Origin of the sequence: Leifsonia sp. AG29, assembly GCF_009765225.1 — a bacterium.
Taxonomy (GTDB): Bacteria; Actinomycetota; Actinomycetes; order Actinomycetales; family Microbacteriaceae; genus Leifsonia.
In genome coordinates, this window is sequence record NZ_VMSF01000001.1 from 3,310,396 (window position 1) to 3,322,404 (window position 12,009).

Genomic DNA, 12,009 nt, shown 5'->3' on the forward strand with positions numbered 1-12,009 from the left:
GCGGCCTCAACGGGGAAGGTGCCGGGCCACCTCATCTTCGGACATGACGACCATTCCGCCGGTGCGCTGGGAGGTGTGCATCAGCGCCTCCAGCCACTGCTGGTTGATGGCCGGAGGGCGGCTGCCGGAGAACGCGAAGGCGAGCGGCACCTCCCGGCTGATCCAGAGCGAGACGCGGCCGGAGCCCTGCTCGACGGGCACGTCCCAGTTGAGGAGGAAGCTCTCGTGACGGCGCAGCTTTGCGACGATCGCGAGCTTGACGTGACTCAGGACCCGATCGTCGAGCTCGTACTCCTGCCCCGCGCCGTAGACGAGTTTTCCCATGTGCTCATAGTGCACTACGCCACGCTTGGGCGCCCGTCAATGCCAGGGGATTGACACGGCACGAATTCCTGGTTACGCCGCCGCGCTACCGATCAGAGGATCCGCGGTCCCGCGGTCGACCTTCGCACGCGCAACTCGGCCTCCATGACAGTAGTGCGCGGTGGCGCCTTCGGGGTCGCGAGCCTCTCGAGCAGCCGGTCGACCGCCGTCTCGCCGAGCGCGACCGCATCCTGCGCGATCGCCGTGAGTCCGGGCTTGACCATGCTCATCCACTCGGAGTCGTCGAACGCGACGACGCTGACGTCCTCGGGGATCCGCAAGCCGAGATCCTCGATGGCGCGCCACACACCCTCCGCGAGAACGTTGTTCGCCGCGAAGACGGCGGTCGGACGGTCACGGCGGTCGAGGAGGTCGACCGCCGACGCGCGGGCCTCCTCGACGTTCCACCCGCCGACGACGAAGAGATCCGGGTCTGCGGGGAGACCCCGCTGCTGCAATGCAGCACGGTAACCGGCGGCGCGTTCGACACCGGTCGTCCAGGTGGTCTCGGCGACGAGCAGTGCAATCCGGCGGTGCCCGAGGTCGATCAGATGGTCGACCGTCCGCCGGGCGACTCCCGCGTTGTCGACGATGACGGCGTCGCAGAGCTCGGCGGAGAATTGGCGGTCCGCCTCGACTACCGGGACGTACTGGCTGACCAGGTATTCGCTGACCGCGCTCGACACCGGCGTGACCACGACGCCGGCGACACGGGTCGCGACGAAAGCGCGCGCTGCATCCATCTCCGCTTCGGTGGAGCGCTGGTCGTCGACGAGAATCATCCGGTAGCCGTGACGCCGCGCACGGGCGGCGATTCCCGCGGCAAGGTCGGCATAGAACGCGTTGCGCAGGTCCGACACCAGCACGCCGATCGTGCGGCTGTCCTGCCTTCGGAGGCTCCGTGCCATCTCATGCGGCACGTACCCCAGCGTGTCGGCCGCCGCGAGCACTCGTTCCCGGACCGCTGCGGCGACGTAGCCCTCCCCGCTCAGAGCGCGAGAGGTCGTCGACTGAGACACACCAGCGGCGCGCGCCACATCCTTCAGGGTCGCACGCCGCGGGATGCCGTCCGGCTCGCTGTGGATCATGACACCCTCCGACAAGCCGATCGGGCCCCGGCCGCCAGGGTCCACCCTAGCGGTGGCGAGGCAGACGCCGCGGGCAGATGACGCACCCCGTAGTCGGACGTGCCGCCGCGGACTGGTGACGGACCCGGGACTGCGGGAGCGCGGCGCGGCTTAGAGTAGGGAGCGTATGGCTGAACATCCTCCCGCTTCCCTCTCCGTCCAGCCCGAACCCGTCGTCGTCACCCACGACCACGGCGTCGGCGCGCCCCGGTTCGCCCGCGACGACATCGTGCAGCGCAAGGGGCTCTACACGCTCGTATCCGGGCCGTTCACGCCGCGGGAGTCGATGATCGAGGACCTCCTGGCCGTGCACGACGCCCTCGCGGCCGCCGGGATCGAGTTCCTCCTCGTCCGCAACGAGGGCCGCCTCATCATCGCGCTGGACCGCCGGCGCCGCAAGGAGGTGGAAGCGGTGCTCGCCGCCGCCTTCGCCGACGAGCCGTTCTACGCACGCGCCGTCGACGCGGACGGCGAGCCGGAGGGGCCCGACCTCCTCATCGCCGACGGCCGGCTCTCGCGCCGGAAGGCCGACGTGCTGCGCGTGTACCGCCCGCGCGTCGAGCCGATCGGGCGGCTCCGGTACGGCGCCGACACCGCGTTCCAGCTCGAGCTGTGGAGGTTCGGCGACGACGACATCGAGGCGCCGCGGCCGAACGCCCTCATGCGCACGCGCCTCCCCCGCAGCGAAGCGGTGGAGGCGGAGGTCGAGCTGCACGGCCGGCGCTGGCGGACCCTCCAGCACATGTTCGACCCGCTGGCCAGCGATGTCGCCTTCGACATCGACATCGTGTTCTCGTGGGTCGACGGCTCCAGCGCCGAGTACCAGCGCCAGCGCGCCGCCCGGATGAAGGCCTACGTCGTGGGTGACGGCGACGACAGCGAGGCCCGGTACCGGCAGATCGACGAGCTGAAGTACGCCCTGCGGAGCGTCCACATGTTCGCGCCCTGGATCCGCAACATCTACATCGCGACCGACTCGCCCGTGCCCCCGTGGCTCGACGAGAACCACCCGCGCATCCACATCATGCGCAGCGAGCAGTTCTTCAGCGACCCGTCGACCCTCCCGACCCACAACTCGCACGCGGTCGAGAGCCAGCTGCACAACATCCCGGGCCTCGCGGAGCACTTCCTCTACTCCAACGACGACATGTTCATCGGGCGGCCGCTGTCGCCCGACATCTTCTTCTCGCCCGGCGGCATCACGAAGTTCGTCGAGGCGGGCACGCGCATCGGTCTCGGCGAGACCGACCCGGCACGCAGCGGGTTCGAGAACGCGGCCCGCGTCAACCGCCGCCTGCTCTGGGAGCGTTTCGGCGCGGTCACGACCCGGCACCTCGAGCACTGCGCAGCGCCGCTCCGCATCAGCGTGCTGCGGCAGCTCGAGAGCGAGTTCCCGGAGGAGTTCCGGCGCACCGCCGCGAGCCCGTTCCGCTCGGCGACCGACATCTCGGTCACCAACTCGCTGTATCACTACTACGCACTGATGACCGGCCGCGCCGTGACGCAGCCGCAGGCGAAGGTGATGTACATCGAGACGACGCTGAAGCAGGCGCCGGGCATGATGCGCCGCCTCCTGAAGCGCCGCGACCAGGACATGTTCTGCCTCAACGACGGCTCGAAGCCGGAGCTCGGCGCCGAGGAGCGGACGCGCATCGTCACCGAGTTCCTCGAGCGCTACTTCCCGTTCCCGGCCCCCTGGGAGCGTCCCTCCACCGACTGACGCCTCGGAGGCGGAGGCCGGCTCCCTCCCCCGCGATTGTCAGAGGCGTGTAAAGAGCGCGCGACGGACGGGCGAAACGGGTCGCGGAGCGGCGAAGATGAGACGGTGGGCGAAGACAAGGGCCTGGTGCTGATCGCCGAGGACGAGACCGCGATCCTCGAGCTCGAGCGCATGTACCTCGCGGCGGCGGGCTTCGGCGTGCACGTCGAACGCGACGGCGGCCGCGCCCTGGAGGCTGTCGACCGGCTGCGCCCCGCTGCGATCGTCCTCGACATCGGCCTGCCGGGCCTCGACGGCATCGAGGTGTGCCGCACCCTCCGCGCGCGCGGCGACTGGACGCCCGTGATCTTCGTCACCGCGCGCGACGACGAGATCGACCGCATCCTGGGGCTCGAGCTCGGCGCGGACGACTACGTCACCAAGCCGTTCTCTCCTCGCGAGCTGGTCGCGCGGGTCCGCGGGCTCGTGCGGCGCGCCTCCGGGGCGGCCTCACTCGCACCGGTCGCGGTCGGGCCTGTGACGCTCGACCCGGCGCGGCGGCGCGTGGAGGCGTCGGGCGCTCGCATCGACCTGACCGCCACCGAGTTCGATCTGCTGGCGCACCTCATGTCGCAACCCGGCCGGGTCTTCACGCGCGAGCAGCTCCTCTCCTCCGTCTGGGGCGTCGCCGATTACAGCAGCAGCCGCACCGTCGATGTGCACGTGGCCCAGCTCCGGCTGAAGCTCGGCGACGCGGCGCGCATCATCCGCACGGCCCGAGGGGTCGGCTACAGCGTGTCGGGCGACGATGACTGATCGTGCGGCGACTGCGCCCGCGGTCCGGCGACGCCCCTCCCTGACCTGGCAGATCGTGCTCGTGACGTTCGCGGTCAGCCTGGTGGCGGTGCTCGTCACGGCCTTGGTCTCCGTCCAGGTGGTTCAGCGGGTGGAGGAGGACCAGGCCCGGCAGCAGCTCAAGACGCAGGCCGCTGCACTCGTCGCCTCAGGCCGGACGGGTGGGCGCCTCGCAGTGCTCGGCGACCGTTTCGCAGTGGTCGGCCCCGACGGCTCGGTGGCCGGACCCGCGTCCGCGAGCGTGTCCCGCGAGGTCGTCCGCGAGCTGCGGGCGGGCCGCACCGTTTCGACGACCACCACCCTCGGCGGCAAGGAGGCGGTCCTCGTCGCCATCCCCGGGGCCGACGGCGGCGGCATCGTCGGCGTGCGCAGGGTGGCCGACATCGCCGCCGGCAACGCGCAACTGCTGCGGGGCATCCTGCTCGCCCTGGCGATCGGCCTCGTCGTCGCGACACTCGCGGGCCTCCTGCTCGCACGCCTCATCGCGCGGCCGCTGCGGGGCATGGCGGACCGCGCGCGGGCCATCGCCGCCGGAAGGCGCGGCGTGCCCATCCCGCCGCAGCCGGGGGAGGTGGAGGACATCGCGCGAGCGCTGCGGACGCTCGACGAGGCTCTGTCTACCAGCGAGGAGCGGCAGCGCGAGTTCCTCCTGTCGGTCTCCCACGAGATCCGAACGCCCCTGACCGCCATACGCGGTTACGCGGAGGCGCTCGCGGACGGGGTCGTGCCCTCGAGCGAGGTGGCCGCCGCGGGGCGCACCCTGACCGCGGAGTCCGACCGCCTGCGCCGCTTCCTGGACGACCTGCTCGAACTGGCTCGGCTCGAGGCGGACGACTTCGCGATCGTGCCCCAGAGCTTCGACGCTCGCGACACGGTCCAGGCGGTCGCGGAGGCATGGGCCGGAGCCTTCGCGCGCGCCGGCGTGGTCTTGCGCACCGCGGCCGAGACACCGCTGCCCGTCCACACGGACGAGATGCGGTTGCGGCAGGTGGTCGACGGCCTCATCGAGAACGCTCTGCGGGTGGCGCCGATGGGCACGGAGATCGTCGTCCGAGGAACCGCCTCCCCGGGCAGAGTCGACCTGGAGGTGCGCGACAGCGGGCCGGGACTGAGCGGCACCGACCCCGAGGTGGCGTTCGACCGCGGGGCGCTGCACGAGCGCTACCGCGGCGCGCGGCCGGTCGGCACGGGCCTCGGGCTGTCGATCGCGCACCGCCTGGTCGGTCGACTCGGAGGCACCATCACAGCCGCTCCGGCGGACGGTGGAGGCGCGGTCTTCCGAGTGTCGTTACCGTCCTCCGACATTCCCCGAGCAGAACCCTGACGCGCACCTGCGACCGCGCGACTGCGGTCGCCCGGGCCAGCTGCGGCTGCGCGCGCAGGCGCAGCCGTCCCCCGCCAGCGCACTCACCGCCGCGGCACCCCGCACCGGCGCCACCCCCACCGCGACTGCGGCCCCCCGGGACACCCGCGGCTGCGCGCGCACGCGCAGACGTCCCCCGCCAGCGCACTCAGCGCCGCGGCACCCCGCACCGGCGCCTCCGCCACCGCGACTGCGGCCCCCCGGGACAGCTGCGGCTGCGCGCGCACGCGCAGACGTCCCCCGCCAGCGCACTCAGCGCCGCGGCACCCCGCACCGGCGCCTCCGCCACCGCAACTGCGGCCCCCCGGGACACCCGCGGCTGCGCGCGCACGCGCAGACGTCCCCCGCGAGCGCACTCGGCATCAGCGAGCGCACTCAGCGCCGCGAAGCCCCGGGCTGACGCCTCCCCCCACCGCAACTGCGGCCCCCCGGGACACCCGCGGCTGCGCGCGCACGCGCAGACGTCCCCCGCGAGCGCACTCAGCGGCAGCGAGCGCACTCAGCGCCGCGAAGCCCCGCACCGGCGCCTCCGCCACCGCGACTGCGGCCCCCGGGACACCCGCGGCTGCGCGCGCACGCGCAGACGTCCCCCGCGAGCGCGCTCAGCGGCAGCGAGCGCAGCGGCACCCGCCCTACAGCAGAACCCCGATCGGCTCCGTCGGAGCCTCCCGGCGCACGGCCGGTGGGATCCGGATCCCGTCGGCGGCGAGGCGGCGCGCGCTCTCTTCCGGGTCGATGTAGTCCAGGGTCGGGTAGTGGCCGAGGGGGACGACGGAGTGCAGCACGGTGGTCGGGTACACGTGCACGAGATTGAAGGCGATGGCGCCGTCGCGGCCGCGCGTGCCTCCCACCGGGACGTTGAGGTCCTGCGTGTAGCAGCTCGCCGAGGCGACCGACACGGGGATGCCCGCGAACGTCGCCGTCGACGAGTAGTGGAGGTGGCCGGCGAGGATGCTCCGCACGTCGCTGCCCTCGAGCACCTCGCGCAGCTGGGCCTGGTCGCGCAGCTCCACGGACACGGCGAGGTCGAGCACGCTCGGGATGGGCGGGTGGTGCATGGCCAGGATCGTGCCCTCGGGCGCCGGCGAGGCGAGCTCGGCGGCGAGCCAGTCGAGCTGCGACTCGCTGACGTCGCCGTAGTGGTGCCCGGGCACCGTCGAGTCGAGGACGATCACCCGCAGGCCGCCGATCCACACGACGTCGTCGATCGGGGAGGCGTCCCCCAGCTCGTCACGGAGCCCCTGCCGGAAGGCGGCGCGGTCGTCGTGGTTGCCCATCACCCAGATGATCCGGGCGCGCATGCGTTCCGCGGCGGGCTCGACGAGCGCGCGGAGCCGGCCGTAGGCGCCGGGCTGGCCGCGGTCGGCCAGGTCTCCGGTGAAGACGATGGCGTCGGGACGGCCCCCGGACGCCTCGACCTCGGCGAGCAGGGCCCGGAGGTGCTGCTCGCTGTCGACACTGCCGTAGAGCCTCTCGCCGCCGGCGAGGAGGTGCGTGTCGCTGATGTGCAGGAGGAAGTGGTCCGGCCGCGGGTATTCCGCGATTCGCGTCTTCACGGGGCTATAACACCACTTCCGTCTGAACACGTCGTGAACGCGCGCCGTGCGCGTCCTACACGTCACCCCGAAGGGGGACGGCGTCAGCATTCCACACCTCGACGGTCACCGGGACCCCCTTTGACGACCCTGGGAACGATCTCACGGCTGGCCCCACCGAGGGTGCCCCGGGCGAGGAGCAGTGGTTAGGGTGGGGTCGTTCGCGCGCATCGATCCCAGGCAAGGAGGCCTTCCCCGGCATGTCCCACCCACTCGCCATCGCAGCGATCGGCTTCTGGCACGTCCACGCGGGCGACTACGCGCGGGCCGCGCAGCGGCATCCCGGCACGCGGCTCGTCGCCCTCTGGGACGACGACGACCAGCGCGGAACCGACGCCGCCGCGGAGTTCGGCGTCGAGTTCGTGCGCGATCTCGACGAGCTGCTCGCGCGCCCCGACCTCGACGGCGTGACGATCACGACCGCCACCACCGAGCACACCGACGTCATCGCGCGGGCGATCCGCGCCGGCAAGCACGTCTTCACCGAGAAGATCCTCGCGCCCACGGTGGAGGAGTCGGAGCGGCTGGTGGCGCTGGCCAGGGAGGCGGGCGTCGCGCTGGTCGTGTCCCTCCCCCGGCTCTACGACCCGTACACCGCGGCCATCGAGCGGATCCTCGACGAGGGCACGCTCGGTGAGCTGGCGTACTCGCGGGTCCGGCTCGCGCACGACGGCTGGGTCAAGGGCTGGCTGCCGGAGCGGTTCGGCGACCCGGCCGAGGCCGTGGGCGGCGCGCTCACCGACCTCGGGTGCCACCCCGCGTACCTCACGCGACTGTTCCACCGGGCTGAACCCCGGTCGGTGAGCGCGTGTTATGGGAACGTTTCCGGACACCCTGTCGAGGACAACGCGGTCGTCACCGCGGAGTTCCCGGGAGGTCGCCTCGGCGTGTTCGAAGCGAGCGTCGTCAGCACGCCCGGTGCGTTCACCGCGGAGTTGCGCGGCACGGAGGCCAGCCTCCTGTTCGGCTTCGGCGGCGAGCGCCTCCTGGCAAAGGGCGGCACCTTCGGCGACGACTGGACCGAGCTGCCCCTTCCCGAGCCGGGTCCGGGCGCGTTCGACCTGTGGGTGACGTGCATCGCAGACGGCACGACCGCTGACGACAACCTGGCACATGCGGTGGCCCTCACGAGGACGGTCGTCGCGGCCAACGACTCGGCGGCGAGCGGCCGCGTCGTCTCCCTCGGGGCCGCCGAGCTGCTCGCCGGCTGACGCCGCCGCGACCCGCCTCATCTCTCCCATCCCTCCCCTTTCGTCGCGTGCTCGCGCACGCCCTCACACCCTGGAGCGACTCCCCCATGACCAGCACCACCGTCCGCATCGGCCTCATCGGAGCCGGCGGCATCGCCGGAGCGCACGTCGCCGGCTACAAGCGGAACCCCGAGACGATCACGTTCGCCGCCGTCGCCGACCCGGTCCGGGCGAATGCCGAAGCGCGGGCCGAGGGCACCGCCGCGGCGATCTACGCCGACTACGCGACGATGCTCGCCGAAGCGGACATCGACGCGGTCGACATCTGCCTGCCCCACCACCTCCACAAGGACGCCATCGTCGCCGCGGCCCGCGCCGGCAAGCACATCCTGTGCGAGAAGCCGCTGTGCGTGACCCGCGAGGAGGCCGACGAGGTCTCGGCCGCCGTGGCCGAGTCGGGCGTCACGCTCATGTGCGCGCACAACCAGCTGTTCCTCCCCGCGGTCGCGAAGGCGAAGGAGCTCATCGACTCCGGCGCGCTCGGGCGCCTCTACGAGGTCCGCACGACCGACAGCTTCTTCAACGACTTCGACGCGTCGACCATGGGCTGGCGCGCGCACACGGCGACGAGTGGAGGCGGCGAGCTGATCGACACGGGGTACCACCCCACGTACCTCCTGCTGCACCTCGCGGGAGCCGCCCCGGTCGAGGTCGTCGCGATGCTCGCCACGCACCGCCTCTCCTTCATGGAGGGGGAGGACTCGGCGAATGTGATGGTCCGCTTCGACAACGGCGTCATCGGCACGCTCGCGACGAGCTGGGCGTACCAGCCGGCGGACGGCACCGAGAAGTTCTCCGCGGTCGGGGAACGGGGCGCCCTCACGTCGGACGGCACCACGCTGACCTTCCGTCGGCGCGGCGAGGCGGAGGCGACCGTCTTCGATCTCGAGCCGGTGCACGAGTTCGGGGAGGAGCTGGCCCACTTCGCCCGCAGCATCCTCGACGGGACGCGCCCGCTGCACACCGAGAAGGAGGGCATCGCGGTGCTCGGCATCATCCTCGGCGCCTACGAGTCGGCGCGGACGGGCACCGTCGCCGCCGTGGCCCGTCCCGCGGTCGCGACGGCGGGCTGAGCGCGCGGGTCGGCTGCGCCGCCCGGCCGCGCCGCGTCCTTCCGTCGAGGTGCTCGTACATGCGGCCGACACGCCGCACGGCGCAGCACCTGCGAGCACCTCGACGGGGCGGGCGCCCGTCGCCAAGCACGAGGTGCTCGTACATGCGCGCGACACGCCGCACGGCGCAGCACCTGCGAGCACCTCGAGGGGAGGGACATCCGCCCCCCGAGCCCGCCGCGCCCGCTAGGGTGCGGGAATGGACCCCTTCCCCGCAACGCTCCCGGTCGCCGGGCGGCCGGCCGCGCGCCTCCGCTGGCTGCAGCCGGACGACTGGCGGCTCGAACACGAGCTGGCGCGGGTCCCCGACGTCCCGCAGTGGACCATGTACCCGGCCGACCTCGACGAGGCCGGCGCGCGCCTCCGGGTGATGCGGATGACGGAGGCGGCACGCGCCGGTCGCGGCATCCGCTACGCCGTGGAGGAGGACGGCGTCGCGCTCGGCACCGCCGGGTTCGGCGCCTCCGATCAGGGGTTCGAGGTCTTCTACGCCCTGAAGCCGGTGGGACGCGGCCGCGGGCTAGCGACCGGTTCGGTCCTGGCGCTCGTCCACTGGCTGGCTTCCCAGGGCCAGCGGGCGGTCCGGCTCAGCACTCTCGACGGCAACACCGCGAGCGAGGCTGTTGCCCGCCGGGCCGGATTCCGGAGGGAGCGGAAGGGCACGCACATCGACGGTCGGCCGCTCACGGTGTGGCTCCGCGTGGAGGCGCCGGCCACCCCCGAGTGAGTGACGGACTTTGACATACCAGTCGTTCCCAAAGCGATACAGGCGGGGTTAGAGTGCAGCATGAGCACTCCCCGGACGGGTCACCGAGCGGGCGCGTCGGAACCGCATCACAACGACGACTTCGTCGCGGTGCCCTACCTGCGCCAGGGGCAGCTCATCTCGCTCATCCACTGGTCGAACGTGGGAGGCGAGTGGAAGTACACGACGATCCTCGCCGAATACCTGCACCGCGACGAGGAGTCCTGGTACCTCGTCATCAACGGTCAGCGCGCGCGCCTCGACCGCTCGGAGTGGGCGATCTTCAACTGAGGCCGAGTCACAGCCGGCGCCAGTCGTCCGACGCGAGGTGCGATCCCGCCTGCGGGCCCATCTGCAGCATGCCGCCGTCGACGACCCACGAGGCGCCGGTGACGTAGGAGGCTCCGGGCGAGGCGAGGAACTCGATCACCGCGGCGATCTCGCGGGCGTCACCGGGTCTCCCGAGCGGAACACCGGGGCGGTGGGTGTCGTGCGGGTCCTCGTCCTCGGCGTTGTTCATGGGTGTCGAGATCTCGCCGGGCGCGACCGCGTTGCAGGTGATGCCGTACTCGCCCAGCTCCAGGGCCAGCGTCTTCAGGAGGCCGCCGAGCCCGTGCTTCGCTGCGTCGTAGGCGGCCGAGCCGACCCGGGGCTGGTGCTCGTGCACGCTCGTGACGCCGATGATCCGCCCGCCGCGGCCCGCGTCGACCATGCGCCTCGCGATCCGCTGGATGCACGCGAAGGGTCCGTCGAGGTCCGCTGCCACGGTCTTCCGCCAGGTCTCCCAGTCGGTCTCGAAGAAGGGCGTGCCCCCGTTGAGCCCGGCGTTGTTGACGAAGACGTCGCACCCTCCGAGTTCGTCGGCCAGGCGGTCGACCACGTCCGCGCAGGCGGGGGCGTCGGTGGTGTCGAGGCGCGTGACGGCGGCCTTCCGTCCCTCCTCGCGGACCAGGCGGGCCGTCTCCTCCGCTCCCTCCTCGTCGGAGTGCCAGGTGATGCCGACGTCCATCCCGGCCCGGGCGAGCGCGACCGCCGTGGCACGGCCGATCCCGGAGTCGGAGCCGGTGACGATCGCGGTCCGCGGTTCGGTCAGTTCGGGATACGAGTGATCAGCCATGGCGGGCACGGTGCACCCGGATGCGTGGCCGCGCAAGGGGCACCCGCGCCCAGCACGCGGTGGTACTCCTGGACGCATGACCCTCTCCGCGGTGCTCTTCGATGTCGACGGGACGCTCGTCGACTCCAACTTCCTGCATGTCGACGCCTGGCATCGCGCTCTGGCCGAGTGCGGCGCCCCCACGGACGCGTGGCGGATCCATCGCGGCATCGGCCAGGACTCCGCTCGCCTGCTGCGCGCGCTCGTCGGCGAGCGGGACGAGGAGTGGACGAAGCACGCCAAGGAGCTCCACTCGCGCTATTACGTGGAGCAGGCGCATCGACTGCGCGCGTTCGAGGGTGCGGCCGATCTGCTGCGGGAGCTCGCGGGCCGCGGGCTCCGGGTCGTGCTCGCGACCTCCGCGCCCTCCGACGAGCTGGACCTCCTCAGGAAGGCGCTGGACGCCGACGACGCGATTCACGCGACCACGAACGCGGACGACGTCGCGACCGCCAAGCCCGAGCCGGGCATCCTGGAGGTGGCGCTCCAGCGGGCGGGAGCCGGCCCCTCCGACGCCCTCATGGTCGGCGACTCGACATTCGACATCGTCGCCGCGGCCCGCGCACGCGTCCGCGCTGTCGGCCTGCTCTCCGGAGGCGTGGGCCCCTCGGAGTTGCTCGAAGCAGGCGCAGTGGCCGTCTACGACGACCCGGCCGAGCTCCGGCGCCGCATCGACGAGGTGGTCATCTCACCGGAGGGGTGACCCCGTCGGTGCGGCGCCGCGGGGCAGAGGACTCTTGCGCA

The 12,009-nt window shown here is 72.3% G+C and carries 12 protein-coding genes; 8 read left to right on the forward strand and 4 right to left on the reverse strand.

Going from position 1 to position 12,009, the window contains the following annotated elements:
* Positions 1-6: 6 nt before the first annotated feature.
* A complete protein-coding gene (locus FPT20_RS15905; RefSeq protein WP_158867097.1) occupies positions 7-324 on the reverse strand; it encodes a DUF7882 family protein in 318 nt (105 codons plus the stop codon).
* A gap of 92 nt (positions 325-416) precedes the next feature.
* A complete protein-coding gene (locus tag FPT20_RS15910) occupies positions 417-1,451 on the reverse strand; it encodes a LacI family DNA-binding transcriptional regulator (protein WP_158867099.1) in 1,035 nt (344 codons plus the stop codon).
* Between the two features lie 166 nt (positions 1,452-1,617).
* Between FPT20_RS15910 and FPT20_RS15915 the strand changes: the two genes are divergently transcribed.
* The 3 genes from FPT20_RS15915 to FPT20_RS15925 all read left to right on the forward strand — a co-directional run bounded on the left by FPT20_RS15915 (position 1,618) and on the right by FPT20_RS15925 (position 5,368).
* Complete coding sequence (locus tag FPT20_RS15915) at positions 1,618-3,210, forward strand: stealth family protein (RefSeq protein ID WP_158867101.1); 1,593 nt, start codon at positions 1,618-1,620, stop codon at positions 3,208-3,210.
* Between the two features lie 105 nt (positions 3,211-3,315).
* Positions 3,316-4,005, forward strand: a complete 690-nt coding sequence (locus tag FPT20_RS15920; RefSeq protein WP_158867103.1) for a response regulator transcription factor — start codon at positions 3,316-3,318, stop codon at positions 4,003-4,005.
* The gene (locus tag FPT20_RS15925) at positions 3,998-5,368 is read left to right on the forward strand and encodes a sensor histidine kinase (protein ID WP_158867105.1); all 1,371 of its coding nucleotides are present in this window, start codon (positions 3,998-4,000) and stop codon (positions 5,366-5,368) included. Before FPT20_RS15920 ends, FPT20_RS15925 begins: the two co-directional genes overlap by 8 nt.
* 671 nt (positions 5,369-6,039) lie before the next feature.
* Here the strand turns inward: FPT20_RS15925 and FPT20_RS15930 are convergent.
* Positions 6,040-6,963, reverse strand: a complete 924-nt coding sequence (locus FPT20_RS15930; RefSeq protein ID WP_158867107.1) for a phosphodiesterase — start codon at positions 6,961-6,963, stop codon at positions 6,040-6,042.
* 239 nt (positions 6,964-7,202) lie between these two features.
* Between FPT20_RS15930 and FPT20_RS15935 the strand changes: the two genes are divergently transcribed.
* From FPT20_RS15935 to FPT20_RS15950, 4 genes are all read left to right on the forward strand, one after another.
* Positions 7,203-8,213: a Gfo/Idh/MocA family protein gene (locus tag FPT20_RS15935; protein ID WP_158867109.1), complete on the forward strand. Its 1,011-nt coding sequence runs from the start codon at positions 7,203-7,205 to the stop codon at positions 8,211-8,213.
* 86 nt (positions 8,214-8,299) lie between these two features.
* Positions 8,300-9,325 carry a Gfo/Idh/MocA family protein gene (locus FPT20_RS15940; RefSeq protein ID WP_158867111.1) on the forward strand — a complete coding sequence of 342 codons (1,026 nt, stop codon included), beginning with the start codon at positions 8,300-8,302 and terminating at the stop codon, positions 9,323-9,325.
* A gap of 238 nt (positions 9,326-9,563) precedes the next feature.
* A complete protein-coding gene (locus tag FPT20_RS15945; RefSeq protein WP_158867113.1) occupies positions 9,564-10,091 on the forward strand; it encodes a GNAT family N-acetyltransferase in 528 nt (175 codons plus the stop codon).
* A 60-nt stretch (positions 10,092-10,151) separates the two neighbouring features.
* Entirely contained in the window at positions 10,152-10,400 is a 249-nt protein-coding gene (locus FPT20_RS15950; protein WP_158867115.1) for a hypothetical protein, read from the forward strand.
* A gap of 7 nt (positions 10,401-10,407) precedes the next feature.
* On the opposite strand, the gene FPT20_RS15955 is transcribed toward FPT20_RS15950, so the two are convergent.
* Positions 10,408-11,226 carry an SDR family oxidoreductase gene (locus FPT20_RS15955; RefSeq protein ID WP_158867117.1) on the reverse strand — a complete coding sequence of 273 codons (819 nt, stop codon included), beginning with the start codon at positions 11,224-11,226 and terminating at the stop codon, positions 10,408-10,410.
* Between the two features lie 76 nt (positions 11,227-11,302).
* Here FPT20_RS15955 and FPT20_RS15960 point away from each other — a divergent pair, with 76 nt between their 5' ends.
* Positions 11,303-11,968: an HAD family hydrolase gene (locus tag FPT20_RS15960; protein ID WP_158867119.1), complete on the forward strand. Its 666-nt coding sequence runs from the start codon at positions 11,303-11,305 to the stop codon at positions 11,966-11,968.
* The last annotated feature ends 41 nt before the right edge of the window (positions 11,969-12,009 follow it).

Bases quoted from the DNA above. Each gene is read 5' to 3' on its own strand.
- FPT20_RS15940 (WP_158867111.1), top strand. From the start codon at position 8,300: ATGACCAGCACCACCGTCCGCATCGGCCTCATCGGAGCCGGCGGCATC.
- FPT20_RS15910 (WP_158867099.1), bottom strand. From the start codon at position 1,451: ATGATCCACAGCGAGCCGGACGGCATCCCGCGGCGTGCGACCCTGAAG.
- FPT20_RS15955 (WP_158867117.1), bottom strand. From the start codon at position 11,226: ATGGCTGATCACTCGTATCCCGAACTGACCGAACCGCGGACCGCGATC.
- FPT20_RS15925 (WP_158867105.1), top strand. From the start codon at position 3,998: ATGACTGATCGTGCGGCGACTGCGCCCGCGGTCCGGCGACGCCCCTCC.
- FPT20_RS15915 (WP_158867101.1), top strand. From the start codon at position 1,618: ATGGCTGAACATCCTCCCGCTTCCCTCTCCGTCCAGCCCGAACCCGTC.
- FPT20_RS15950 (WP_158867115.1), top strand. From the start codon at position 10,152: ATGAGCACTCCCCGGACGGGTCACCGAGCGGGCGCGTCGGAACCGCAT.
- FPT20_RS15960 (WP_158867119.1), top strand. From the start codon at position 11,303: ATGACCCTCTCCGCGGTGCTCTTCGATGTCGACGGGACGCTCGTCGAC.
- FPT20_RS15905 (WP_158867097.1), bottom strand. From the start codon at position 324: ATGGGAAAACTCGTCTACGGCGCGGGGCAGGAGTACGAGCTCGACGAT.
- FPT20_RS15935 (WP_158867109.1), top strand. From the start codon at position 7,203: ATGTCCCACCCACTCGCCATCGCAGCGATCGGCTTCTGGCACGTCCAC.
- FPT20_RS15945 (WP_158867113.1), top strand. From the start codon at position 9,564: ATGGACCCCTTCCCCGCAACGCTCCCGGTCGCCGGGCGGCCGGCCGCG.